Source organism: Nonomuraea sp. NPDC050663, assembly GCF_044456985.1.
Taxonomy (GTDB): Bacteria; Actinomycetota; Actinomycetes; order Streptosporangiales; family Streptosporangiaceae; genus Nonomuraea.
Window position 1 is genome coordinate 78238 of record NZ_JBITGL010000019.1, and the last position, 23894, is coordinate 102131.

Below are 23894 nucleotides of genomic sequence, written 5' to 3' on the forward strand. Positions count from 1 at the left end.
ACTAGCGCGGAGAGTAATCAGAGGCTCACGGAATCCCCAAAGGATCTACCTAGCGCGAAGGCCTCCAGGCGTTCGAGCGCCCTGGTCACGTCATGGTCGGTGTAGACGCCTTCGAGGACGAGCCTGCCGGCCTTCCGGTCGGCCCTGGGCGCGATCCGGCCGACCAGCTCGTCGCCGGCCAGGACCGGCATCACGTAGTAGCCATACTGCCGCTTGGCCTTGGGGACGTACATCTCGTTGCGGAAGACGAAGCCCCACAGGCGCTCGGTCCTGTTCCTGTCGCAGATCAGGTTGTCGAACGGCGACAGGATCGTCGCCTCCCTCGGCTGCCATTCCGGCTGGTCGAGGGAGTCTTCGTGGGCGTACCAGCCCTCCTCGCCGCCGACCGTGACCTTGCGGATCTCGGGAGAGGTCTCCAGGACCTCGGCCAGGTCGGGGTACCTGCCCCTGGTGAAGTGGTCGAAGACGTCGCGCCGGCGTCCGACCCCGAGCGCCTTGAGCGCCCTGCCCGCGGCCTGCCTGGTCACCTCGCGGTCGGACAACGGCTCGAACTCCGGCCAGCGCGCCAGCCCCCACAACCTGGCCCTGCCCTTGCGCCCCGCGACCCTGACCTTGCCCTGGATGAGCAGGATGTCGAGCATGCGCTCGACGTTGCGGCCCTCGGTCCAGCCGCTGGAGCGCCAGGCCTGCTCCGCTTCGTCCTCGATGGCCCGGCTGGGCAGCGGCCCCTTCTCGGCCAGCTCGTCGAGGATCTTCGTCTTCAGCTTGGCGTTGGTCTCGACCCAGGCCGCGATCCGCTTGCCCTCGGCGGACTTCGAGCCCGGATAACGTCGCATCAGGTAGTGGTGGATCGGCAGATCCTCGGCGAGCACGATCGAGGCGGCATGCGCCCAGTACTCGAACAGCACCTGGTCGCGATACATCAGCTCATCGAGGTCGATCCGGGTGTGCAGCCGGCTCCAGAGCACCGTCTGGTGGCTCCTGGCGACCACGTCGATCGGGTCGAGCTGCAGGCAGCGCAGGCTGCCGAGCACCTGGTGGAGGTCGGGAACCGGGCCCGCCAGGTGCTGCGCGTTGATCGCCATCCGCCGGGCGTCGCGCTCACTGATCGCTAGTGTGTTCGACATCGGATCTGATCGTACGGCAGGCGGCGTCGAACGTCTGCGCCAGTTTCCCGCTCGCTACCAGGGGCGCCTTCTGCACCCGGCTGTAGACGGCGCTGCCCAGGCCTGCCGTACGGACCACCTGGTCGACGAAGTCGTCCACGTCGGGCCACGGGAAGCCCGGCTGGGCGATCAGCAGGGAGACGCAGCCGTGGATCGCCGCCCACAGGCCCAGCGTGATCCGTCCGGGATGGCCGCGCAGCACCCCGGCGTCCACGCAGTCGCGCACCGCCGCGGCCATCAGCTCGAAGCAGGCGTGAGCGGCCGGGTTGTCGGTCGGGCGCATCATCAGGACCCTGTACTGGGTCGGGTATTCGAGGGCGAACCCGGCATAGGCCCGGCCGCACCCGCCGAGTCGCTGGAAGGGGTCGGGGTCCTCGACGCCCCTGATGCGCCTGGCCAGCTCGTCCCACGAGCGCAGGCAGACGGCCTCGATCAGCTCGTCCTTGTTGGCGAAGTGCATGTACACCGAGGGTGTCGACACCCCGGTGCGCGCGGCCACCGCCCGGAGGGTCAGGGCCTCCTCCGTGCCGGCCTCCGCCATCAGGCTCTCCGCGGCCACCAGGATCTCCTCGCGCAGCCGGGCACCCTCGCCGGGGTTGGCTCGCACTCGTCTCGCCATGTCAGCACGTTGACATCGTCAGGTTGACGATGTCAACCTGGGGCATATGGGCACATTCGCTGACGCAACCGCCATCGGCACCGATGGTTCTGTCACCCTGGACCCGCAGTGGGCGGTCGGCACCAAGCTCCACGGCGGCTACCTCCTCGCCCTCCTCGGCCGCGCCGCCTTGGCCGGCCCAGGAACGCTCCCCCACCTGACGGCCATCAGCGGCACCTTCCTCACCGCCCCGGACGCCGGCCCCGCCCGCATCACCACCGAACCCCTGCGCGCCGGCCGCACCACCGCCCAGATCCGCACCCAGCTGTGGCAGGGCTCCACCCTGTGCACAGAAGCCATGGTCACGCTCGGCACCCTCGACGACACCGACCCCTGGTGGTCAGGCCTCGACCCCGTCGACCTCCCCGACGAGACATCGTGCTTCCGCACCCCCTCACAGGCGCCCGGCGGCTTCCACATCCCCCTCATGGACGTCGTGGAACAGCACCTCCACCCGGAACACATCGGCTTCGCCTTCGGCACCCCCGCCCGCCGCGGCCACATCGCCGGCTGGCAGCGTCTCGCGGACGGATCGGACTGGGACCCGCTGTCACTGCTCGTCGCCCTCGACCCGGTGCCACCGGTGTCGCTCGACCTCGGCATTCCTGGATGGGTGCCGACCATCCAGCTCACCGCCTACATCCGCCGTCTCCCGGCACCCGGGCCGGTGAAAGTACGGCTCAGCGCGGGGGACATCACGGGGGAGCGCATGGACGAGACGGCACACGCGTGGGACTCCAAGGGCCGCCTGGTCGCCCAGGCCATCCAATACGCGGCCGTCCGCCCTCCCGCCTGAGCGGTTCCCCGCTCGAGCTGAGGACCTCTGGCAGCTCGCGTCCCGGGACCTCCGCGTCACCCGAGGCGATAACCCGGCGCCTCGCCATCGGCGTCCAGCACCGCCATGACCGGGTTCCGCGCCACCGCCTCGTAGTAGTCACGCCGCGGCGCCCAGGCCGTCTCGACGATTTCGTCCATGTGTTCGATCATAGGCAAGATCGTAACGACGACCACCGACAACATCCCGCGCTCAGTCTGCCGCCCCGTCCTCGTCCCCCTGGCGAAGCTCCAGCAGCAGGTCGTACTGCCCCGCCAGCTTCTGGGTCAGCAGCACCCGGGCCGCACGCATCAGCTCCGCCACGTCTCCCCCCGCCAGGCTGTACACCATCGTCGACCCGTCGCGCTGCGCGCTGACGACGCCCGAGCGGCGCAGGACGGCGAGGTGCTGCGACAGCCCCGTCGCCTCCACGTCGATCGTGGCGAGCAGGTCGCGGACCGGTTTGGGGCCCTCCTGCAGCAGTTCGAGCACGCGGATGCGCACGGGGTGGCCCAGCAGGCGAAACAGCTCGGCCTTGGCTTCGTACAGCGGTACCGACATCATCAGCCAGCTCCTGGAGGTGGGGTCGGTCGAGCGCTCCGGCGGCTGGGCGGCCGTTCGCAGTTCGGAGCGTGACCGGTGAGGGACCAGGTGTGAACAGCCCAGGATAGTGGCGTGCGGCGGAGGGTGCCTTCTTCTCGGGTGACCACGGATTGCGCAATTGCGCAAACGCTATGCACGCAAAGTCTTCCATCGGTAATGTGATCGTCACGGAACGCATCCGCGGCTGGGGGGTCGGTTGGGTGCCGTTCCATGGTGGGGGCGATCTCGGGGGTGAGTGCGACGCGCGTCCGGCGCGGGCCCGCTCCCGCTCCCATCCGGCTCCAGTCTCTGTCTGAGCGGAGCCGCCGCCATGCAACGGGGAGCCATTCATGCTGGAGCAATCGTTAGCGGAAGAGCCGGAGCAGCCGGAGGCGCCGCTGACTTGTGCCAGGTGCAACGGGGTGTTGCCCGCGCCGGGGCGGGAGGCCTATACGTGTGCTCGGGTCCACCTCATCCTGTCCTGGGGTTTCTGTTCGTGCAGGCCGGCGCGATGAGGCCGCGGCCGGTTCTCCGTACGCTGACGCTGCTCGCGGTCGTGGTGCCGGCCGCGTGGATATCGTCGACCGGGGTCGAAGCCTGGCGGGAATCCGGGCCTGAGCCGTGCGAGCGGGTGCACGCTTACGTCGCGCCCGCGCTCCGAGCAGCACGTGACGGGTTCAGCGCGATGCTGGCCGACACCTCGCAGGCGGCCATCGCCGGAGGGGCCGAGCAGGTCGCCCGGGCTGCTGCCGTACTTTCCGGGCAGGGGCCGCTCCGGGCCTGCGCCGGGTCCGCGTACGGCGGCGCCGCGGAGGCGATCGGTTCGCACCGGCGTGCCGTCGGGATCGCGGCCAGGTACGGCACGCTGCCCCGCGGTCATCGGGGGCACATCGTCCGGACGCTCGAATTGATCGACACGGCCCTGGACGCCACCCGGTAGCGCGTGACATGACGTACGCGTTGCCGGCCGGGCTGGTCTGGTGTGCGGATCACGTGGTCCACCTCGTCAAGGAGGCCGAGGGCGGCGACCGGAGCGTGTACAGGTGCCCGCGTCCCTGTCCGGTGTGGGCTCCGGCCGACGAGCTGGAGACGCTGGTCGTCGTCCTGGTGCTCCGCCAGGCGGCCTCCCCCGACGGTGTCGAAGCCCGCACCGTCGACGCGGCCGCGGTCGCGTTGACGCAGAAGTTCATCGAGCTGGCACCGGAACTGCGCCACGCACTCATCTGCGCGGCGCTGTCCGCGGTGACCGTCACTCCTGGGGCCGGAGAGCGGCCGATTCTGGAATGCCTGCATTTCGTGTGGACCTGATCGGCGGTGAGGCGTCAGCGCAACGATCTACGAATCCCGGCGCCGCCGTACAGAATGGGACCGGACCGACCGGGGCACATCACCCAGACACCGACCGATGGAGCGAGGGAATTGGCTGACGTCGTGGGTTTCGAGCACATCGGCTCGGCGGACATCGCGGACGTGGGTGGCAAGGGCGCGCACCTGGGTGAGCTGTCCCGCATCGACGGCGTGCGCGTGCCGTACGGCTTCTGTGTCACGACGGACGCCTTCCGGCGGGTCGTGGCCGCCGCGCCGTCGATCGACGAGCACCTCGACCGGCTGGCGCGGGTGGAGCCGGACGACCGGGCGGCCATCAGCACGCTGAGCGCCGGCATCCGCCGCGTGGTCGAAGGCCTCGCCGTACCTGACGACCTGGTGGAGACGATCAGCGCGGCCCTCGCCCGGCGCGGCGAGCGGACCGCCTATGCCGTACGGTCCAGCGCGACGGCCGAGGACCTGCCGACGGCGTCGTTCGCCGGGCAGCAGGATTCGTACCTGAACCTCGTCGGCCTGGACGGCGTCCTGAGGCATGTCCGAAAATGCTGGGCCTCGCTGTTCACCGAGCGGGCCGTGACCTACCGGTGCCGCAACGGCTACGACCACCGCAAGGTGCGGATGGCCGTGGTCGTGCAGGAGATGGTGTTCGCCGACGCGGCCGGGATCCTGTTCACCGCCGACCCCGTGACCTCCAACCGCAAGATCGCCACTGTGGAGGCCGGCTGGGGGCTCGGCGAGGCGCTGGTCGCCGGCCTGGTCACCGGCGACGTCTACACGGTGCGCGACGACCGGGTCGTCACCTCGTCCGTCGCCACCAAGCGGCACGCCGTCCTGCCGTCGCCGGGCGGCGGAGTCCAGGACATCCCGATCGAGGGCCGGCGGCAGACGCAGCCGGCCCTGACGGACGACCAGATCCTGCGCCTGGTCCGGCTCGGCCGCCGCATCGAGGAGCATTTCGGGCGCCCCCAGGACATCGAGTGGTGCCTGACGGGCGACGACTTCCACATCGTCCAGAGCCGGGCGATCACCACGCTCTTCCCGATCCCCGCGACCGACGACGGCGAGAACCACGTGTACCTCTCCGTCGGCCACCAGCAGATGATGACCGACGCGATGAAGCCGCTGGGGCTGTCGTTCTGGCAGATGACGACGCCGCGGCAGATGTCGGAGGCGGGCGGGCGGCTGTTCGTCGACGTCGCGCCGCTCCTGGCGACGTCCGCGGGCCGCGCGACCATGATCGACACGCTGGGCAAGGGCGACCCGCTGACCCGCGACGCGCTGCGCACCATCCTCGACCGCGGCGACTTCGTCCGCATCGTCCCCGACGAACCCGCCGCCGCCGCGCCGCCCGCCGCCGACCCGCCCGCCCCGATCGAGACCGACCCGGCCCTCGTCACCGAGCTCATCCGGCGCAGCGAGGAGTCGCTGGCCACGCTCAAGGACACCATCCAGGACCTGTACGGCACGGCGTTGCTCGACTTCATCCACGCCGACATCGCGGAGCTGAAGCGTGTCCTGTTCGAGCCGAGGAGCATCCAGGCGATCATGGTGGGGATGGACGCAGCCTGGTGGCTCAACGACCACCTCGACGAATGGCTGGGCGAGAAGAACGCCGCCGACGTCCTGACCCAGTCGGTCCCCCACAACGTCACCTCGGAGATGGGCCTGGCCCTCCTCGACGTCGCCGACACCATCCGCCCCCACCCGCAGCTCGTGGCCTACCTCCAGGACGCGCCGGACGACTTCCCGAACGGCATGAGCGACCTGCCCGGCGGACGGGAAGCACGGGACGCCATCCAGGCCTATCTCGACATGTACGGCATGCGCTGCGCGGGCGAGATCGACATCACCAGAACCCGCTGGAGCGAGCACCCCGCCACTCTCCTGCCCACCCTCCTCGGCAACGTCAAGAACTTCCAACCGGGCGCCGGCAGACGGCACTTCGAGCAGGGCCTGGAGGAGGCCCGCCGCAAGGAGCAGGACCTGCTGGCGCGGCTGCGCGAGCTCCCCGACGGGGAGCGCAAGGCCGAGGAGACCAAGCGGAACATCGACCGCGTCCGCACCTTCGCCGGCTACCGCGAGTACCCCAAGTACGGCATGATCAGCCGCTACTTCGTCTACAAGCAGGCGCTGCTGCGCGAAGCCGACCGCCTCGTCCAGGCGGGCGTCCTGCGGGAGCGGGACGACATCTCCTACCTCCGCTTCCAGGAGCTGCAGGACGTCGTGCGCACCGGCAAGGCCGACGCCGCGCTCATCGAGGAGCGGCGCGCCGCGTTCCGGACATACGAGACGCTCACCCCGCCCCGGGTCCTCACCTCGGACGGCGAGGCCCTCACCGGCCAGTATCGCCGCGACGACGCCCCACCCGGCGCCCTCAGCGGCCTGCCCGTCTCCGCCGGCACCGTCGAGGGCCGCGCCCGCGTCGTCAAGGACATGGCCCAGGCCGACCTGGAACCGGGCGACATCCTCGTCACCGCCTACACCGACCCGAGCTGGACCCCGCTGTTCGTCACCGTCGCCGGGCTGGTGACGGAGGTGGGCGGGCTGATGACGCACGGGGCGGTGATCGCCCGCGAGTACGGCCTGCCGGCGGTCGTGGGCGTGGAGCAGGCCACCCGGTTGATCGAGGACGGTCAGCGCATCCGCGTCCACGGCACCGAGGGGTACGTCGAGATCCTGGGCTGAGCCATCATCGACGGGTGACTGCTTGCCCGTTCTGCCTCATCGGGGCCGGCGACGCCGACGCCGAACTGGTCGCGTGGCGCACGGCCGGCGCCTACGTCGTGCCCGTCCCCTCGCAGCGCCCGCGTAACCCCGGGCACTGCCTGGTCCTGCCCACCGAACACGTCACGCGCCTGGACAGGGCGTCGCCGGAGGTTCGGGGGGAGGTGTTCGAGCTGGTCAGCCGGGTGGTGGCGGCCGTGCCACGCGCCTTCGGGGCGGTGGGCAGCATCGTGCAGCAGAACAACACGATTCCGGGTCAGGTGCTGCATCATCTCCATGTGCACGTGATCCCGCGCTTCGAGGGCGACGGATTCGTGCAGCCGGACCCGGACAAGGTAGAGGTGCCGTTCGAGGTGCGGGCCGAGCAGGCCGCGCTGCTGCGGGCACAGCTCTGAGCCGAGCCGCCAACAGGTCAGGCACCGGTCGCCCGGCGGAGACGCTCGGCCGCCTGCTCCCGCAGCGCGTCACCACCCGCCGGAGGGCCGCCGCACAGGGCCATCTCCCGGGCGTTGTACGCGGCCATCCACACGCCGGCCGCCCACGCGATCCCCACCTCCTCGGGCGTGAACGGGCGCCCCCGGAAATCTTGATACGCCGTCAGGAACGCCTCCGAGCTCTCGATCGGCGCCAGTGTCGGCGGCCCGTCGCTGGCGAACGATCCGCTCGCCGCTCCCACCAGCGCCGCCTCGGGCTGCCACGCCAGGCTGTCCCAGTCGTGCACCGCCCGCACCCGCCGGCCCTGCCAGCGCAGGTTCTGCGCCTCGAAATCGGCATGCCCGAGCACGCAGGGCAGGTCATGGGCCAGCAGCCGCTCCCTGGCCCGCTCGGCCGCCACGACGATGTGCTCGGACACGAGGCTCTGGTCCAGGCCGTCGAGGAAGCCGATCGCCGGCCATGGGCCAGGACCGGGCTCGTCCCAGCGCACCCAGGGCGGATTCGGCACCGGCGGCGCGACCTTCACGCCGGCGAGCTCGGCCATCAGCCGCGCGAACACCTCGGCGCAGCGTACGGCAATGCCCGGCGAGTCACCGCGCAGCACCTCGCCGCCGGGCCGGAACTCCTCGGCATGCACGGCCAGCGGCCCGACCTCGACCACCGGCGTCAGCGGCCGGGCACAGGGGAACCCGCGCTCAGCGAGCCGAGACTGCACCGCGACACACGCCGCCGCCCGCCCGCCGTCTTCACGCGCCTTGACCACCACGTCCCGTTCGCTCTGCAGGCGCAGGCCGACGACCGTGGAGACCTGCTGGGAGCGGAACAGCACCTCGATGGGTGCGCCGCCCAGGTGGTCACGACACCAAGCGGGCAGCCATTCCGGCAACTCGTCCAGGTTCACGCTCAGAACTGTGCCACAGACGGCGAGGACCGGCCCCGCCCACGCAGGACGCGGGCGGGGAGGCGAAGCAGAGCGACTACCCCCGGGCGTCGACGATCATGCCCGCGCCCACGGTGGTGTTGCTCCCCTCCTCCACCAGAATGAACCCCCCAGTCATCCGATTCCGGGAGTACTCATCCACGAACAGCGGCTGCGTGACCCGCAACGACACCCGTCCGATCTCGTTGAGCCCCAGCGCCGTGGCCGTCTCGTCCCGGTGGAGGGTGTTCACGTCCAGCCGGTAGTGCACGTCACGCACCAGCGCCCGTGCCGTACGCGTCGTGTGCTTGATCGTCAGCTTCGACCGCGGGGCGAGCTTCACCGCGTCGGTCATCCAGCACACCATCGCCTCGAGCTCCTGGGCGGCCTGCGGCTGGTTGTTGGGCCGGCAGATCATGTCGCCCCGCGAGATGTCGATGTCGTCCTCGAGCCGGAGCGTCACCGACATGGGCGGGAAGGCCTCTTCGACGGGCCCGTCGAAGGTGTCGATGGAGGCGATCCGGGTCGCCAGTCCGGACGGCAGGTGCAGGACCTCGTCGCCGGGCTTGAGGACGCCTCCGGCCACCTGGCCGGCGTAGCCGCGGTAGTCGTGGAAGGCCGGGTCGGTGGCCTTCTGGGGCCGGATGACGTACTGCACGGGGAAGCGCACGTCGACCAGGTTGCGGTCGGAGGCGATGTGCACGTTCTCGAGGTGGTGCAGCAGCGACGATCCCTGGTACCAGGGCGTGTTCTCCGAGCGGGACACGACGTTGTCGCCGTGCAGCGCGGAGATCGGGATGAACGTCAGGTCGGAGACGTTCAGCTTGGACGCGAAGGAGGTGAACTCCTCGCGGATCTCCTCGAAGCGCTCCTGGGAGTAGTCGACGAGGTCCATCTTGTTGACGGCCAGCACGAGGTGCGGCACCCGCAGCAGCGAGGTGAGGAACGCGTGGCGGCGCGACTGCTCCAGCACGCCCTTGCGGGCGTCGATGAGGATGATGGCCAGGTCGGCGGTGGAGGCGCCGGTGACCATGTTGCGGGTGTACTGGATGTGCCCGGGCGTGTCGGCGATGATGAACTTGCGCCGCGGGGTGGCGAAGTAGCGGTAGGCGACGTCGATGGTGATGCCCTGCTCGCGTTCGGCGCGCAGGCCGTCGGTGAGCAGCGACAGGTCGGTGTACTCCGTGCCGCGGTCGCGCGAGGTGCGCTCGACGGCTTCGAGCTGGTCCTCGAAGATCGCCTTGGAGTCGAAGAGCAGGCGTCCGATGAGGGTGGACTTTCCGTCGTCAACGGAGCCGGCGGTGGCGAAACGAAGAATGTCCATGATTAGAAGTAACCCTCACGCTTGCGGTCTTCCATAGCGGCCTCGGAGGAGCGGTCGTCGGCGCGGGTGGCGCCGCGCTCGGTCAACCGGGTGGCGGCGATCTCCTCGATGATCGCCTCGACGGTCGCCGCCGTCGACTGGACGGCTCCGGTGATCGTCAGGTCGCCGACGGTGCGGTAGCGGACCACGGCCTCGAAAACCGGCTCGTCGTCGCCGCGGGTGACGAACTCGCTGTCGGCCAGGAGCATGCCGTCGCGCTCGAACACGCTCCGGGTGTGGGCGAAGTAGATCGAGGGGATCTCGATGCCCTCGCGCCGGATGTAGTCCCAGATGTCGAGCTCGGTCCAGTTGGACAGCGGGAAGACGCGGATGTGCTCGCCCTTGCGGATGCGCGCGTTGTAGAGGTTCCACAACTCGGGGCGCTGGTTCTTCGGGTCCCACTGTCCGAACTCGTCGCGGAAGGAGAACACGCGCTCCTTGGCGCGGGCCTTCTCCTCGTCGCGGCGCGCGCCGCCGAAGACGGCGTCGAACTCGTTGTCCTCGATGGCGTCGAGCAGCGTCGTGGTCTGCAGGCGGTTGCGCGATGCGCGGCGCCCGGTCTCCTCGGCGACGCGGCCGGCGTCGATGGAGTCTTGCACGAGGGCCACGACGAGCCGCGCGCCGAGCTCCTCGCTGCGGCGGTCGCGGAACTCCAGCACTTCGGGGAAGTTGTGGCCGGTGTCGATGTGCATCAGCGGGAAGGGGATCGGCGCGGGCCAGAAGGCCTTCTCCGCGATGCGCAGCATGACGATCGAGTCCTTGCCGCCCGAGAAGAGCAGACACGGGCGCTCGAACTCCGCCGCGACCTCGCGCATGATGTGAATGGCCTCGGCCTCGAGCACGTCGAGTTGCGACGTGGTGTAGTCGCGCTGCTGCAGCATCCGATCTCCTCTAGCGGTGCAGGTCCCGGATTCCGGCGAGCAGGGAAGGCGCCAGCTCCGGTAGGGAAACAAGGATATCCGGAAGGGTCGGGTCGACTTGGTTGTAGGTCAGCTCCGAGCCGTCGATTCGGCTCGCGTGCGCCCCGGCGGCCTGCGCGACCGCCACCGGCGCCGCCGAATCCCATTCGTACTGCCCCCCGGCGTGCACGTAAGCCTCGACCTCGCCGGTCAGCACGGCGGCGATCTTCGCCCCGGCCGAGCCGATCGGCACCAGGTCGGCGCCCAGCAGGTAGGCGAGCTTCTGCACGAACTCCGGCGGTCGGGTGCGGCTCACCGCGATGCGGAAGCGCCCTCCTTCGTACCGCCGCAACGGCACGGGCGCGGCCGTGCCCAGGCATCGTCCCTGCGCGGGCAGCGCCACGGCGCCCGCCACCAGCGAGCCGCGCTCCCAGAGCGCGACGTGCACGGCCCAGTCGGCGCGTCCCTCCTCGGCGAACTCGCGCGTGCCGTCGAGCGGGTCGACGATCCAGACCCGCTGCGCCTGCTGGCGGCGCGGGTTCTCGCGCTCCTCGCGCGTGGCCTCCTCCGACAGCACGGAGTCGGAGGGCCGGAGCCGGGCCAGCGACTCCATCAGCAAGACGTGCGACGCGCGGTCGCCCTCGGCCCGCAGCGCGGGCGGATGCTCGAAGCCGAGGTCGGCGCGGAGTTTCAGAAGCGACTCGCCGGCCGCGGTCGCCAGATCGGCGGCCAGATCGTGGTCGTCACGAATCGTCATCAATAGGCTCCTTGCCCGCGTGCTACGGCCGACCAAGTCTTCCATAGGATCTGCAGATCGAGCATGAGGGACCAGTTCTCCACGTAACGCAGGTCCAGCCGCACGGATTCCTCCCACGACAGGTCGGATCTCCCGCTCACCTGCCACAGCCCGGTCAGCCCCGGACGCACCAGCAACCGCCTGCGCACGTCGTCGCCGTACCTGGCCACCTCCTCCGGCAGCGGAGGCCGCGGACCCACCAGCGACATGTGTCCGAGCAGCACGTTGATCAGCTGCGGCAGCTCGTCGATCGAGTGGCGGCGCATCCTGGCCCCCAGCGGCGTGATCCGCGGATCGTTGCGGATCTTGAACAGCACGCCGGCGCTGTCGCTGGTCAGCGCGATCTTCCGGTTCTCCGCGTCGCGCCACATCGTGCGGAACTTCAGGATCGTGAACGTCCGCCCGTCGCGCCCCACCCGCGTCTGACGGAACAACGCGGGTCCCGAGCTGGTCAGCCGTACGGCAAGCGCCAGCGTCACCAGCACCGGCGCCAGCACGACCAGCATCGCCAGCGCCACGACGCGGTCGAAGCAGTTCTTCACCAGCTGCCTGGCCCCGGCCAGCTCGGGATGCTCCACGTGGAGCAGCGGCAGCCCCGCGGCGGGCCTGATCGTGGTGCGCGGCCCCGCGACCTCCATCAGCGCGGGCGCCACGACCAGCTCGGTGTGCGTGCGTTCCAGCCGCCAGGCCAGCCGCCTGAGCGCCACGCCGTCCATCTCGGGACAGGCCAGCACCGCCACCGTGTCGGCCTCGCACTGCCCCACCACCAGGGCCACGTCGGCGAACGCCCCCAGCACCGGCACGTTCTCGATCTGCCTGCCAGGAACGTCACGCGGCAGGCAGGCGGCCACCACCTCCATGCCGTGGTAGCGCTCGGTGCGGAAGCGGGTCACCAGTTCGGCGATCGCCGCGGCATGCCCCACCGCGACGACCCGCCGCATGCACTCCCCCGCCGCCCGGCGCCGATGCAGCTCACGACGCAGGCCGTACCTGAAGCCCAGGGTCAGCACCACGGTCAGCGGCAGCGCCACCACGACGTAACCACGCGCGACCTCGGTCTTGGTGGCGTAGGCGCAGACGGCCAGCGCGGTGATCAGCACCAGCCCGCACTGCACGACCCGGCGGAACTCCTCCGAGCCGATGCCCAGCATGCGCGGCTCGTAGGCCCGGTTCAGCGCGATCGCGCACACCCAGGCGAGCGGCAGGGCCAGGCTCAGGACGATGTACGGCGTGGCGTAGGAGGTCACCTCGCCGAAGCGCACCAGGAAGGCGACGGCCGCCCCGGCCCCGGCGCAGGTCAGATCCGAGGCGAACGCGCGCAGGAGGTACGGGCGCACCCAGGCCGGCCTGCGAGGATCGGCGCGCCAGGCGACGACCGGTTCCGATCGGACGACGGTCATCAGCCCTTCGCCGTTGTGCACGCACGCCTCCACGTGACCGCGGGTCAACAGATAGTCACCAGAGCGTAGCGACCCGGTCTGCCCGGCACAGGCGAACGGTTCTATGCGGCGATCAGCGAGGAGGGCCGGAAATGTTCAGGTCGAGGGCGTGGAAGGAGTTCTGCGTCGCCTCCAGGCCGCGCTCCATGAGCGACTCGACGACGTCGGCCGACCGGTCGACAAGGAACGGCAGGTCCTTGCGCTCGGCGGTGGCGAAGTCCTTCAGCACGAACGAGGCCGGGTCCATCCGGCCGGGCGGGCGGCCGATGCCGAACCGCACCCGCAGGTAGTCGCGTGACCCCATCACCTTGGTGATCGACTTGAGCCCGTTGTGGCCGTTGTCGCCGCCGCCCAGCTTGGCGCGCAGCGCGCCGTAGGGCACGTCGAGCTCGTCGTGCACGACGATGACGCGCTCCACCGGGATCTTGTAGAAGTCGGACAGCAGCTTGGTGGGACCGCCGGACAGGTTCATGTAGGTGAGCGGCTTGATGAGCACCGCCTTGGGCGTCTCCAGCAGCTCGGCCCGGCTCCTGTGCACCTTGAAGCGCCCGCCGGCACGCGCGGCCAGCTCGTCGAGCGTCATGAAGCCGGCATTGTGCCGGTTACCCGCATACTCCGGACCGGGATTGCCCAGCCCGACGATCAACCAACGATCCATCAGATCCCCGCTTATGCCAAAACGGGGCAGCCCGCGGACTGCCCCGTTTCAGACGGATGACTACTCGGCGTTGTCGCCCTCGGCAGCCTCGGCGCTCTCGCCCTCACCGGCCTCGGCGGTCTCGCCCTCAGCCTCCTCGGCCTCGGGCTCCTCGGTCGGCTTCGAGGTGACGTGCAGCACCAGAGCCTCGGGGTCGGCGGCCAGGGTGGTGCCCTGCGGCAGCTTCAGGTCGCCGGCCAGGATCTGGGTGCCGACCTCAAGGCCCTCGACGTCGATCTCGATGCCGGTCGGGATGTGGGTGGCCTCGGCCTCGACCGAGATCGAGACGAGCTGCTGGTCGAGCAGGCCCTCGGAGTTGACGTCGCCGACGGTGGTGACGGGGATGTCGACGGTGACCTTCTCGCCGCGCTTGACCAGGAGCAGGTCGACGTGCTCGACGAAGCCCTTGATCGGGTCGCGCTGCACACCCTTGGGCAGGGCCATCTCGTCGATGCCGTCACCCTCGAGACGGATCAGGACGTTGGGCGTGCGCAGGGCGAGCAGGATCTCGTGACCCGGCAGGGTGAGGTGCTTGGGGTCGATGCCGTGGCCGTACAGGACGGCGGGAACCTTGTCGGAGCGACGGATCTTGCGAGCGGCGCCCTTGCCGAAGGTGGTGCGGGCTTCGGCGGCAATGCGGACTTCGGACACGACATCTCCTAGGGATGCGATTGCGGAATCCCGCGCTCACCCTCAACCGCCCTAGCGGAAGGCGTTACGAGCGCGGACAACCCCACAAGCCTACCTGCTGCGTACGGCAGGCGCGCCCGCCCGCCGTACGCCCGGCTCTCTCAGGCCTCGCCCTCGAAGAGGCTCGTGACCGAGCCGTCGTTGAACACCTCGCTGATCGCCCGCGCGAGCAGCGGCGCGATCGACAGCACCGTGAGCTTGTCGAACTTCTTCTCCTCGCTCAGCGGCAGCGTGTTGGTGACGATCACCTCGGAGATGCGGGAGTTCTTCAGCCGGTCGACCGCCGGGTCGGAGAAGACCGCGTGGGTCGCGGCGACGATCACGTTGGTCGCGCCCTGTTCGTACAGCGCGTCGGCCGCCTTGCAGATCGTGCCCGCGGTGTCGATCATGTCGTCGATCAGCACACACGTGCGCCCGCGCACCTTGCCGACGACCTCGCTGACCTTCACCGAGTTGGCCACGTCGAGGTCGCGCCGCTTGTGGATGAACGCCAGCGGCGTGCCCAGCGTGTCGGCCCAGCGCTCCGACAACCGCACGCGGCCGGTGTCGGGCGAGACGACCGTGGTGTTGGCCAGGTCGAGCTTGTCCTTGAGGTAGGCCTCCAGGACCGGCATGGCGAACAGGTGGTCGACCGGGCCGTCGAAGAAGCCCTGGATCTGCGAGGTGTGCAGGTCGATCGACATCAGCCGGTCGGCGCCCGCGGTCTTGAAGATGTCGGCGATCAGCCGGGCCGTGATCGGCTCGCGGCCGCGGCCCTTCTTGTCCTGCCGCGCGTAGCCGAAGAACGGCATGACCACGGTGATCCGCTTGGCGGAGGCACGCTTGAGCGCGTCCACCATGATCAGCTGCTCCATGATCCACTTGTTGATCGGCATGGTGTGCGACTGGATCACGAAGGCGTCGCTGCCGCGCACCGACTCCAGATAACGCGCGTAGATCTCACCGTTGGCGAAGTCGACGAGCTTGGTCGGCGTCAGCGAGATGCCCAGACACTCGGCCACCTCCTCGGCCAGCTCCGGGTGGGCCCGCCCGGAGAAGAACATGAGCTCTTTCTCACCAGGCTGCTTGATGCTCGTCACGCTTTTACTCCCGCTCTTGCTCGTCGGCCAGCGCCTTGTGAGCCGCCGTGGCCGATTTCGTGCCCGCGCGCCTGCGCAAGACCCACTTTTCGATGTTGCGCTGACGCGCCCTCGCCACCCCGATGGCACCGGGGGGAACGTCGTCGGTGATCGTCGAACCGGCCGCCGTGTAAGCGCCGTCGCCGACGGTCACCGGTGCGACGAGCATGGTGTCACAGCCCACGAAGGCGGCCTCGCCCACCGTCGTGTGGCTCTTGTTGACGCCGTCGTAGTTCACGAACACGGTCGAGGCGCCGATGTTGGCGTCGGCGCCGATCGTCGCGTCGCCCGCGTAGGTCAGGTGCGGCACCTTCGCCCGGTCGCCCACCCTGGCGTTCTTGGTCTCCACGAAGGTGCCGACCTTCGACTTGACCCCCAGCACCGTGCCGGGACGCAGATAGGCGTACGGCCCGACGCTCGCCTCGGGGCCGACCACCGCGCTGTCGCAGACCGCGTTGCGCACCACGGCGCCGGCGCCGACCCGCGTGTCGGTCAGCGTGCTCGCCGGGCCCACCTCGGCGCCGCTCTCGATGATCGTACGGCCGTGCAGCTGGGTGTTCGGATGCAGCACCACGTCGGGCTGCAGCTCCACTTGGACGTCGACCCACACGCTGGCCGGATCCACCACGGTCACGCCCGCCCGCATGTGCGCCTCGAGGATGCGCTGGTTCAGCACCTTGCGGGCGAACGCCAGCTGCACCCGGTCGTTGACGCCCTCGACCTCGACGTAGTCGCCCGCGATCCAGGCGCCCACCCGATGGCCCTCCTCGCGCAGGATCGACAACACGTCGGTGAGATACTCCTCACCCTGCGCGTTGTCGGTCGACACGCGCTTGACCGCGTCGGCCAGCAGCAGCCCGTCGAAGGCGTAGACGCCGGAGTTGATCTCGCGGATGGCGCGCTGCTCGTCGGAGGCGTCCTTCTCCTCGACGATCTCCAGCACGCTGTTGTTCGCGTCGCGGACGATCCGGCCGTAGCCCGTCGGCTTGGGCACCTCGGCGGACAACACGGTCACCGCGTTGCCCTCCTCCGCGTGCCGTACGAGCAGCTCGCGCAGCGTGTCGGCGCGCAGCAGCGGCGTGTCGCCGTAGGTGACCAGCACCGTGCCCGCGATCGTGCCCGTCTCCTCCAGCACCGTGCGCACGGCGTGCCCGGTGCCCTTCTGCTCACGCTGCACCACCGCCCGCGCGTCGGGGCCGGTGTTCTTGAGATGGTCTCCGACGCGCTCGCGCGCGTGGCCGATGACCACGATCAGCCGCTCAGGCTCGAGCTCACGAGCGGCGGCGAGCATATGGTCCACCAGCGTGCGACCGCAGACCTCGTGGAGCACCTTCGGGGTCTGGCTCTTCATCCTGGTGCCCTCGCCCGCGGCGAGGACGACGACTGCGGCCGGGCTTACCGGGTTAGGGCGCGGCACACTCACGGATTGAGGCTCCCTGTGGCTGGGCGGTTCAGGGTGTTGGGGTACGGCTGCCGTGTTGCTCGTTGTTGCGACGGCTACCGCACCGCTACCCTCCCGACACGCTGAGGATACCTGGCCCGTCCCGCCGCGGGTCAGCGGAGGGACTCGAACCCGAACTTGCCCAGCTCCGGCGCCAGGATTCGAACCTGGAATACCCAGAACCAAAATCTGGTGAGTTGCCAATTACTCTACGCCGGATCGCCCGGAGCCCCGAGGCTCCAGGGGTCAAGCTTACCGACCCCGGACACCGGCCGCCGACTCCCATATTTCGCTGATCACCCCTGCTCCGCCGCGGCCTTTAACAGACAGACCGAAAATAGGCAAGGCATGGAACCCACATCAGAGGGCAGCAGAGAACGTCATCTTCCCCACATTCGCGTCTTAGCCGTTCCTTACCTACGATGGCGTAAGTTACGGTTGCGTAGCTCGGACATACTTCCCCATCTGTGTCGTGAGAGGTAGCCCATGACCATCGCCGTCGACCGACCGGCACCGACCCCCAAGCCCGAACACGATCCGTCCCGCCGCTCCAAGACCGAGCTTGCCATCTTCGGTCTAGTGGTCGGACTCCCGCTCATCGCGCTCGCGGTGGCCGTGCCCTTCGCCTGGGGTTGGGGCCTGACCTGGACCGACGTCATCATCGGCTTCGTCTTCTACGTCATCTCCGGCCTCGGCGTCACGGTGGGCTTCCACCGCTACTTCACCCACGGCAGCTTCAAGGCCAAGCGCGGCCTGAAGATCGCGCTCGGTGTCGCCGGCAGCCTGAGCCTGGAGATGTCCGTGCTCGACTGGGTGGCGGTGCACCGCAAGCACCACAAGTTCTCCGACAAGGAGGGCGACCCGCACTCGCCGTGGCGCTTCGGCACCACCTTCGGGGCCGTCACCAAGGGCCTGCTGTACGCCCACATGGGCTGGCTGTTCGAGGCCGAGCGGGCCAACCGCGAGAAGTACGCTCCGGACCTGCTGAAGGACCCGGACATCGTGAAGATGCACAAGGCCTTCATCCCGCTCGCCGCCTTCTCGCTGTTCGCCCCGGCCATCCTGGGCGGTCTGATCACCATGTCGTGGTGGGGCGCGTTCACCGCGTTCTTCTGGGCCACGCTGATCCGCATCGGCCTGCTGCACCACGTGACCTGGTCCATCAACTCCATCTGCCACGTGTTCGGCGACGAGGAGTTCGAGTCGCGTGACAAGTCGCGCAACGTGTGGATCCTGGCCATCCCGTCGTTCGGCGAGTCGTGGCACAACCTGCACCACGCCGAGCCGACGTGCGCCCGTCACGGTGCGCTGAAGGGTCAGATCGACCTGTCGGCGGGCACGATCCGCATCTTCGAGAAGCTGGGCTGGGCCCACGACGTGCGCTGGCCGAACCCCGAGCGGCTGGCCGCCAAGCGCGTGGCCGCCTGAGCGGACGGGCGGGAGGCCTGATTCGGCCGATCCGGCCGTGACCCGACATGATGGAGTCTGTGACCGTTCCCCGAAAGCGTATGACCGGCCGAGAGCGCCGCGAGCAGCTGATCCGCATCAGCCGCGCGCTCTTCGCCGAGAAGGGGTTCGACGCGACCTCCATCGAGGAGGTCGCGGCCCACGCTCAGGTGTCCAAGCCGGTGGTCTACGAGCACTTCGGCGGCAAGGAAGGCCTCTACGCGGTGGTGGTCGACCGCGAGATGCAGAAGCTGCTCGGGATGATCACGGAAGCACTGGCCGCGTCGCACTCGCTGATCAAGCTGGAGCGCGCGGCCTTGGCGCTGCTGCGATACATCGAGGAGAGCAGCGAGGGTTTCCAGATCCTGGTGCGCGATTCGCACGCCGCCTCCGGCACCGGCACGTTCGCCAGTCTGATCAGTGAGATCGCCAGCCAGGTCGAGGACGTCCTGGCCGACGAGTTCCACAGCCGGGGCTACGATCCGCATCTGGCGCCGATGTACGCCCAGATGCTGGTGGGCATGGTGGCGCTGACCGGCCAGTGGTGGCTCGATGTGCGCAAGCCCAGCCGCGAGGAGGTCGCGGCGCATCTGGTGAACCTGGCCTGGAACGGCTTGACGGGGCTCAACCCCAGCCCGCAGATCACGGCGGCGACCCGCAATCACACGCCGCGTCCGATGGCGCCCAAGCCGGTCGATCTCGACGATGACGACGAGCCGCGCGAGCTGAGCGAGAAGGAGCGTCGCGAGGTCGAGAAGGTCCGCATCCGCGAGCAGCGGGAGGCGGACAAGGCCCGCGAGCGCGATCTGAAGGAACGCGAGCGCAATCTGCGTGAGGCGGAGAAGGCGGCCGACCGGGCGGAGAAACTCCGGCAGCGCGAGGCGCGGCTTGCCGAGCGCGCGGCGCGGCTGGCGGAGAAGGATCGCGAGAAGATCATTGTGGAGCGGATCCTGCCCCTTGCCATCGAATCGGCAGAAACGGAACAGACAGAGTAAGCCGTTGAGCGGAAGTTAACGCATTGTTCAACCTAGTTGGGCATATTAACCAATATGTCCGCCGAACTGCTGCACTCTGGAAACGACCTGCCCCTGCCTCAGGAGCGCTTCCTCAACCGTGAGGAGAGCTGGCTGCAGTTCAACGAACGGGTGCTGGAGCTTGCTGAGGATCCCTCGCTTCCCCTTCTCGAGCGAGTGCGTTTCCTGGCGATCTTCGCCAGCAATCTGGACGAGTTCTTCCGAGTGCGGGTGGCAGGTCTCAAACGCCGCATGGCGACGGGCCTGTTGTTGCGGACCAAGAGCGGACTGAAGCCGCGCGAGGAGCTGGCGCGCATCGGCACGATCGCCGACCGGCTGGCCAGGAGGCACGCGGAGGCCTTCCACGAGCGCATCTGCCCGCAACTGGCCGCGGAGGGCATCGAGATCGCCCGCTGGGAGGACCTGGGCCGCGAGGAGCGCACGGAGCTGCGCAAGCTGTTCAGGGAGCGGATCCGTCCGGTTCTGACGCCTCTGGCCGTGGACCCCGCCCACCCCTTTCCCTATATTTCCGGACTGTCGCTCAACCTCGCCGTCGTCGTGCGCAACCCGGCGACCGATCACACGGTCTTCGCCCGGGTCAAGGTCCCGTCGCAGCTGCCGAGGTTCGTGGCCGCCTCCAAGGACCGGTTCGTCCCGCTCGAGGATGTGATCGCCGCCCATCTGGGCCAGCTCTTCAAGGGCATGGAGATCGTCCAGCACCACGTCTTCCGCGTGACCCGCAACGAGGACCTCGACGTCGACGAGGACGTCACGGAGAACCTCATGCAGGCCCTGGAGAAGGAGCTGCTCAGGCGGAGGTTCGGCCCGCCGGTGCGGCTGGAGGTCGAGGACACGATCACCCCGGAGGTGCTCAAGCTCCTGGTCCAGGAGCTCGACGTCGCCCCGCACGAGATCTACCGCATCCGGGGCCCGCTCGACCTGAGCGGCCTGCACGCGATCGCCGACCTGGATCGCGCGGAGCTGAGCTACCGCCCGTTCGTGCCCGCGGAGGCCGTACACGCCGAGGACGACATCTTCGCCGTGCTGCGCGAGCGCGACCTGCTGGTCCAGCACCCGTACGACTCGTTCGCGACCAGCGTGCAGCGCTTCATCGAGTCGGCGGCCGAGGACCCGGGCGTGCTGGCGATCAAGCAGACGCTCTACCGGACCAGCGGCGACTCCCCCATCGTCGACGCGCTGATCAACGCGGCCGAGGCGGGCAAGCAGGTCGTGGTGGTCGTGGAGATCAAGGCGCGCTTCGACGAGCACGCCAACATCGAGTGGGCGCGCAAGCTGGAGAAGGCCGGCTGCCACGTGGTCTACGGCGTCGTGGGCCTCAAGACGCACTGCAAGCTCTCGCTTGTCGTACGGCAGGAGCCGAACGGCGAGCTGATGCGCTACTGCCACATCGGCACGGGCAACTACAACCCCAAGACCGCCAGGCAGTACGAGGACTTCGGCCTGCTGACCTCCGATCCGCTGGTCGGCGAGGACGTCACGGACCTGTTCATCCACCTGACCGGCTACTCCAACCACTCGGCCTACCGGCGCCTGCTGGTCGCCCCGCACTCCCTGCGCGGCGGGCTGCTGGCGCGCATCGAGCGGGAGATCGCCCACCAGCAGGCGGGTCGTCCGGCGCGGATCCGGATCAAGACGAACTCGCTGGTCGACGAGGAGATGATCGACGCCCTCTACCGGGCTTCCCGCGCGGGTGTCCCGGTGGACGTCTGGGTGCGCGGCATCTGCACGCTACGCCCCGGGATCCCCGATCTTTCGGAGAACATCCGGGTCAGGAGCATCCTGGGCCGTTTCCTGGAGCACTCCCGCATCTACGAGTTCGGCCTCGGCAGGCGTCCCGAAGTGTGGATCGGCAGCGCGGACCTCATGCGCCGCAACCTCGACCGGCGCGTGGAGGCGCTGGTCAAGGTGACCGGCCAGCAGCACAGGGCGTACCTGATCGAGCTCATGGACCTGGCCATGGCCGAGACCACCAGCTCGTGGTGGCTAAACGCCGACGGCACGTGGACCCGGCACCAGGGCACCGACCTGCAGAGCCACCTGATCGGCACCAGGCGATGGAGGACCGTTGACGGCTGAGCCCATCAGGGCTTCGGGAGCCGTGGTCTGGCGCGGCTCCCCGGACGCTCCCGAGATCGCCGTCGTGCACCGGCCGCGCTACGACGACTGGACCTTCCCCAAGGGCAAGGCCAAGCCGCGCGAGCACGACATCGTGACGGCGCTGCGCGAGGTCAGGGAGGAGACCGGCTTCACGGTCACGCTGGGCCGGCGGCTGCCGACTCACTACTACGCGCATAACGGCCGCCCGAAACGGGTGAACTACTGGACGGCACGCCTGGTGTCCGGCCATTTCACCCCGAACGACGAGGTGGATGAGCTCGTCTGGCTGGAGCCCGGCGCCGCCAGGGAGCGCCTGACCTTCCCGTTCGACGCGGCGCTGCTCGGCCGCCTGCGCCCGCTCGACACCGTCCCTCTCGTGCTCGTACGGCACGGCACGGCGGGCGAGCGTGACGCCTGGCGAGGGCCCGACTTGCTGCGCCCGCTCGACGCCCACGGCCTGGTCCAGGCCAGGATCCTGGCCAAGATCCTGCCCGCCTACCAGCCCCGGCTGCTGCTCAGCTCGCCGAGCCTGCGCTGCGTCCAGACGCTGGAGCCGTACGGCATGCCGGGCCTGGAGCCCCTGCTCAGCGAGGAGCAGTGGGATCCCGACAAGACCGTCGACCTGGTCGACGGGATCCGCGTGCCCGCGGTGGTCTGCTCGCACGGCAAGGTGCTCCCCGCGCTCGCCCCGCGCCACCTCGACAAGGGCGCCTTCGTCGTCCGGCACCGCCTCGGCGACCGCGTGGTCGCCGAGGAGTACCACCTGACCCGTTAGAGCAGCTTGCCGACCGCTTCGACCGTCCTGGCCCAGACGGCGGGGAAGTCGGCGTGCGCACGCTCGGCCGTGTTGCGCTCGATCCCGATCAGCAGGCCGTAGGTGAAGGTGTCCTCACCCGCCTGCCGCGCGGTCTCGGCCTCCTTGGCCAGGGTCTCCTGCGCGACGACGCCGTCCTGGTGCTTGCCGAGGACCTCCTGTACGGCTTCCGCGTGCTTGGCCAGCCTGCCCATGTCCTTGCCGAGCGCGGGCCGGAGCGCCTCCGCGGTGTAGCGGGCACGCTTGGCGGCCTTGCGCACGTCGTGCATGGCGATCTCGCGGCGCTCGGGGTCGTCGATCGCCTGGGCGGTGTCGTAGGCCCTGGTGACGCGGTTCCAGTTCTTCGCCGCGGCCGCGGTGAGCTGCTGCTGGGCGGCCTTGCCCGCCCTGCCGGTCAGCTTCGGCGCGGTGACCATCCGGTCGAGGGCGTCGAGAAGGGCGAAGTAGCGCTCTCCGCGGAGGGCCTCGCGGATGCGCTCGTAGGCCTCCTGCTCGCGTTTGTGCAGGTCCTCGCCGAGGCGGGTCTGGATCGGTCCGGTGACCAGTTCGGGCGCGAGGCTGCGCAGGTGGCCGTCGAAGCGGGCGCGGATGACCTCCAGATCGCGGGCCTCGCCGAGCACGGTGCCGAGCCACTTCAGCTCTTCCTGCAGCTCGTCGGTGTCCGTGATGACCGACTTGAACGCCTTGAGCGCGCTGCGCATGCGCCGGGAGGCGACGCGCATCTGGTGCACGGCGTCGTCTTCGGCCCGCCGTACTCTCGGGTCCTGCGAGAGCAGGGCCGCCACGTGCCCGGCCAGGTAGTCGACCACCACCGCGCCCGCGCTGCCCGCCTCGGTGGCGGCGCGGTCCAGGGGCGGGGGTTCGAGCAGGCGGGCCAGCTTGCTGGCCGCTCCGGCGGGCGTCGCGCCGGCCTTCATGAGCTTCTTGCCGACCTTGGCCAGCAGCTTGCGGTCGCCGTCGAGGAGTTCGGCCTCGACCTCGCGCCACCGCACGACCCTGGGCTCCTCGCCCATCACGGTGCCCTTGACGCGGTCGTCGGCGACCTCCAGGTCGTTGCCGAGCCGGACGACCGTGCGCCTGGTGTCGAGCTCGGCGACGATCTGCAGGTCGGCGCCGCGCGTGAAGGCGAGCACCAGCTCGGACAGCTCCGTCGGGACGACCTTGATGCTGCGGGTCAGCGGGTGGGTGATCTCCTGCCGCGCGCCCTTGGCCTTGGGCAGTTTCAGGTGCCAGCCGGGGTCGGAGCCTCCGCGTCTCCTGCGGAGCGTCACCCCTCTCCTGGCCAGCCGCAGATCGGCGGTGTCGTAGTAGAGGGCGACGAGTTGGTAGCTCTTGGGACCGATCGTCGCGCCCAGATCCGGTACTTCGTAGTCGGGTGGAACGTCGAACTTGTCCTCAATCTCAATGCCCACTAGACCCCCTAGATGGCCGATTTC

General features: G+C 69.5%; 23 protein-coding genes and 1 tRNA gene. 9 read left to right on the top strand and 15 right to left on the bottom strand.

From position 1 onward, the window contains the following. Positions 1–17: 17 nt before the first annotated feature. Positions 18–1127: a DNA glycosylase AlkZ-like family protein gene (locus tag ACIBH1_RS40255; protein WP_397319325.1), complete on the bottom strand. Its 1110-nt coding sequence runs from the start codon at positions 1125–1127 to the stop codon at positions 18–20. Continuing rightward, entirely contained in the window at positions 1102–1785 is a 684-nt protein-coding gene (locus tag ACIBH1_RS40260; RefSeq protein WP_397319326.1) for a TetR/AcrR family transcriptional regulator, read from the bottom strand. Before ACIBH1_RS40260 ends, ACIBH1_RS40255 begins: the two co-directional genes overlap by 26 nt. A gap of 46 nt (positions 1786–1831) precedes the next feature. On the opposite strand from ACIBH1_RS40260, the gene ACIBH1_RS40265 reads away from it, so the two are divergent. Further along, positions 1832–2620, top strand: a complete 789-nt coding sequence (locus tag ACIBH1_RS40265; RefSeq protein ID WP_397319327.1) for a thioesterase family protein — start codon at positions 1832–1834, stop codon at positions 2618–2620. A gap of 56 nt (positions 2621–2676) precedes the next feature. Here ACIBH1_RS40265 and ACIBH1_RS40270 read toward each other — a convergent pair whose 3' ends face one another. Together ACIBH1_RS40270 and ACIBH1_RS40275 are read right to left on the bottom strand one after the other, a co-directional pair. After that, the gene (locus tag ACIBH1_RS40270; protein WP_397319328.1) at positions 2677–2799 is read right to left on the bottom strand and encodes a hypothetical protein; all 123 of its coding nucleotides are present in this window, start codon (positions 2797–2799) and stop codon (positions 2677–2679) included. Between the two features lie 52 nt (positions 2800–2851). Continuing rightward, positions 2852–3199, bottom strand: a complete 348-nt coding sequence (locus ACIBH1_RS40275) for an ArsR/SmtB family transcription factor (RefSeq protein ID WP_397319433.1) — start codon at positions 3197–3199, stop codon at positions 2852–2854. A 532-nt stretch (positions 3200–3731) separates the two neighbouring features. Between ACIBH1_RS40275 and ACIBH1_RS40280 the strand changes: the two genes are divergently transcribed. From ACIBH1_RS40280 to ACIBH1_RS40295, 4 genes are all read left to right on the top strand, one after another. Beyond that, positions 3732–4160 (top strand): hypothetical protein, encoded by a 429-nt coding sequence (locus tag ACIBH1_RS40280; protein WP_397319329.1) that lies wholly within the window; start codon positions 3732–3734, stop codon positions 4158–4160. Positions 4161–4168: 8 nt separating this feature from the next. Beyond that, the gene (locus ACIBH1_RS40285) at positions 4169–4528 is read left to right on the top strand and encodes a hypothetical protein (RefSeq protein WP_397319330.1); all 360 of its coding nucleotides are present in this window, start codon (positions 4169–4171) and stop codon (positions 4526–4528) included. A 111-nt stretch (positions 4529–4639) separates the two neighbouring features. Continuing rightward, on the top strand, positions 4640–7231 hold the full coding sequence (gene rph / locus ACIBH1_RS40290) for a rifamycin-inactivating phosphotransferase (RefSeq protein WP_397319331.1): 2592 nt from the start codon (positions 4640–4642) through the stop codon (positions 7229–7231). Between the two features lie 14 nt (positions 7232–7245). Continuing rightward, on the top strand, positions 7246–7665 hold the full coding sequence (locus ACIBH1_RS40295; protein WP_397319332.1) for an HIT family protein: 420 nt from the start codon (positions 7246–7248) through the stop codon (positions 7663–7665). A 17-nt stretch (positions 7666–7682) separates the two neighbouring features. Here the strand turns inward: ACIBH1_RS40295 and ACIBH1_RS40300 are convergent, their stop codons facing one another. The 10 genes from ACIBH1_RS40300 to ACIBH1_RS40345 form a co-directional block, all read right to left on the bottom strand. Further along, complete coding sequence (locus ACIBH1_RS40300) at positions 7683–8606, bottom strand: phosphotransferase (RefSeq protein WP_397319333.1); 924 nt, start codon at positions 8604–8606, stop codon at positions 7683–7685. Positions 8607–8682: 76 nt separating this feature from the next. Further along, complete coding sequence (gene cysN, locus ACIBH1_RS40305; protein WP_397319334.1) at positions 8683–9948, bottom strand: sulfate adenylyltransferase subunit CysN; 1266 nt, start codon at positions 9946–9948, stop codon at positions 8683–8685. Between the two features lie 2 nt (positions 9949–9950). Next, on the bottom strand, positions 9951–10868 hold the full coding sequence (gene cysD / locus ACIBH1_RS40310; protein WP_181614284.1) for a sulfate adenylyltransferase subunit CysD: 918 nt from the start codon (positions 10866–10868) through the stop codon (positions 9951–9953). Positions 10869–10878: 10 nt separating this feature from the next. Beyond that, entirely contained in the window at positions 10879–11643 is a 765-nt protein-coding gene (locus ACIBH1_RS40315) for a 3'(2'),5'-bisphosphate nucleotidase CysQ (RefSeq protein WP_397319335.1), read from the bottom strand. Further along, positions 11643–13082 (bottom strand): sugar transferase, encoded by a 1440-nt coding sequence (locus tag ACIBH1_RS40320; RefSeq protein WP_397319434.1) that lies wholly within the window; start codon positions 13080–13082, stop codon positions 11643–11645. The genes ACIBH1_RS40315 and ACIBH1_RS40320 overlap by 1 nt, the downstream gene beginning before the upstream one ends. A gap of 112 nt (positions 13083–13194) precedes the next feature. Then, positions 13195–13779, bottom strand: coding sequence for an aminoacyl-tRNA hydrolase (gene pth, locus ACIBH1_RS40325; protein ID WP_397319336.1), 585 nt, complete (start codon positions 13777–13779; stop codon positions 13195–13197). A 60-nt stretch (positions 13780–13839) separates the two neighbouring features. Beyond that, a complete protein-coding gene (locus ACIBH1_RS40330) occupies positions 13840–14469 on the bottom strand; it encodes a 50S ribosomal protein L25/general stress protein Ctc (protein WP_397319337.1) in 630 nt (209 codons plus the stop codon). Between the two features lie 140 nt (positions 14470–14609). After that, entirely contained in the window at positions 14610–15587 is a 978-nt protein-coding gene (locus ACIBH1_RS40335) for a ribose-phosphate diphosphokinase (RefSeq protein WP_397319338.1), read from the bottom strand. Between the two features lie 4 nt (positions 15588–15591). Beyond that, positions 15592–17049 (bottom strand): bifunctional UDP-N-acetylglucosamine diphosphorylase/glucosamine-1-phosphate N-acetyltransferase GlmU, encoded by a 1458-nt coding sequence (gene glmU / locus ACIBH1_RS40340; protein WP_397319339.1) that lies wholly within the window; start codon positions 17047–17049, stop codon positions 15592–15594. 164 nt (positions 17050–17213) lie between these two features. Next, positions 17214–17286, bottom strand: a tRNA-Gln gene (locus ACIBH1_RS40345). 267 nt (positions 17287–17553) lie between these two features. Between ACIBH1_RS40345 and ACIBH1_RS40350 the strand changes: the two genes are divergently transcribed. From ACIBH1_RS40350 to ACIBH1_RS40365, 4 genes are read left to right on the top strand one after another with little or no spacing between them, the layout of a single operon-like run. Next, a complete protein-coding gene (locus ACIBH1_RS40350; protein ID WP_397319340.1) occupies positions 17554–18495 on the top strand; it encodes an acyl-CoA desaturase in 942 nt (313 codons plus the stop codon). Between the two features lie 59 nt (positions 18496–18554). Continuing rightward, complete coding sequence (locus tag ACIBH1_RS40355; RefSeq protein WP_397319341.1) at positions 18555–19508, top strand: TetR family transcriptional regulator; 954 nt, start codon at positions 18555–18557, stop codon at positions 19506–19508. Between the two features lie 54 nt (positions 19509–19562). Continuing rightward, complete coding sequence (locus ACIBH1_RS40360) at positions 19563–21623, top strand: RNA degradosome polyphosphate kinase (RefSeq protein WP_397319342.1); 2061 nt, start codon at positions 19563–19565, stop codon at positions 21621–21623. Next, entirely contained in the window at positions 21613–22419 is an 807-nt protein-coding gene (locus ACIBH1_RS40365) for an NUDIX domain-containing protein (RefSeq protein WP_397319343.1), read from the top strand. Before ACIBH1_RS40360 ends, ACIBH1_RS40365 begins: the two co-directional genes overlap by 11 nt. Here the strand turns inward: ACIBH1_RS40365 and ACIBH1_RS40370 are convergent. Then, complete coding sequence (locus ACIBH1_RS40370) at positions 22416–23870, bottom strand: CHAD domain-containing protein (RefSeq protein WP_397319344.1); 1455 nt, start codon at positions 23868–23870, stop codon at positions 22416–22418. The genes ACIBH1_RS40365 and ACIBH1_RS40370 overlap by 4 nt on opposite strands. Positions 23871–23894 lie beyond the last annotated feature (24 nt).

Bases quoted from the DNA above. Each gene is read 5' to 3' on its own strand.
- ACIBH1_RS40255 (WP_397319325.1), bottom strand. From the start codon at position 1,127: ATGTCGAACACACTAGCGATCAGTGAGCGCGACGCCCGGCGGATGGCG.
- ACIBH1_RS40320 (WP_397319434.1), bottom strand. From the start codon at position 13,082: ATGACCGTCGTCCGATCGGAACCGGTCGTCGCCTGGCGCGCCGATCCT.
- ACIBH1_RS40285 (WP_397319330.1), top strand. From the start codon at position 4,169: ATGACGTACGCGTTGCCGGCCGGGCTGGTCTGGTGTGCGGATCACGTG.
- ACIBH1_RS40265 (WP_397319327.1), top strand. From the start codon at position 1,832: ATGGGCACATTCGCTGACGCAACCGCCATCGGCACCGATGGTTCTGTC.
- ACIBH1_RS40280 (WP_397319329.1), top strand. From the start codon at position 3,732: ATGAGGCCGCGGCCGGTTCTCCGTACGCTGACGCTGCTCGCGGTCGTG.
- ACIBH1_RS40275 (WP_397319433.1), bottom strand. From the start codon at position 3,199: ATGTCGGTACCGCTGTACGAAGCCAAGGCCGAGCTGTTTCGCCTGCTG.
- pth (WP_397319336.1), bottom strand. From the start codon at position 13,779: ATGGATCGTTGGTTGATCGTCGGGCTGGGCAATCCCGGTCCGGAGTAT.
- ACIBH1_RS40260 (WP_397319326.1), bottom strand. From the start codon at position 1,785: ATGGCGAGACGAGTGCGAGCCAACCCCGGCGAGGGTGCCCGGCTGCGC.
- ACIBH1_RS40350 (WP_397319340.1), top strand. From the start codon at position 17,554: ATGACCATCGCCGTCGACCGACCGGCACCGACCCCCAAGCCCGAACAC.
- cysN (WP_397319334.1), bottom strand. From the start codon at position 9,948: ATGGACATTCTTCGTTTCGCCACCGCCGGCTCCGTTGACGACGGAAAG.
- cysD (WP_181614284.1), bottom strand. From the start codon at position 10,868: ATGCTGCAGCAGCGCGACTACACCACGTCGCAACTCGACGTGCTCGAG.
- ACIBH1_RS40315 (WP_397319335.1), bottom strand. From the start codon at position 11,643: ATGACGATTCGTGACGACCACGATCTGGCCGCCGATCTGGCGACCGCG.
- ACIBH1_RS40270 (WP_397319328.1), bottom strand. From the start codon at position 2,799: ATGGACGAAATCGTCGAGACGGCCTGGGCGCCGCGGCGTGACTACTAC.
- ACIBH1_RS40360 (WP_397319342.1), top strand. From the start codon at position 19,563: ATGTCCGCCGAACTGCTGCACTCTGGAAACGACCTGCCCCTGCCTCAG.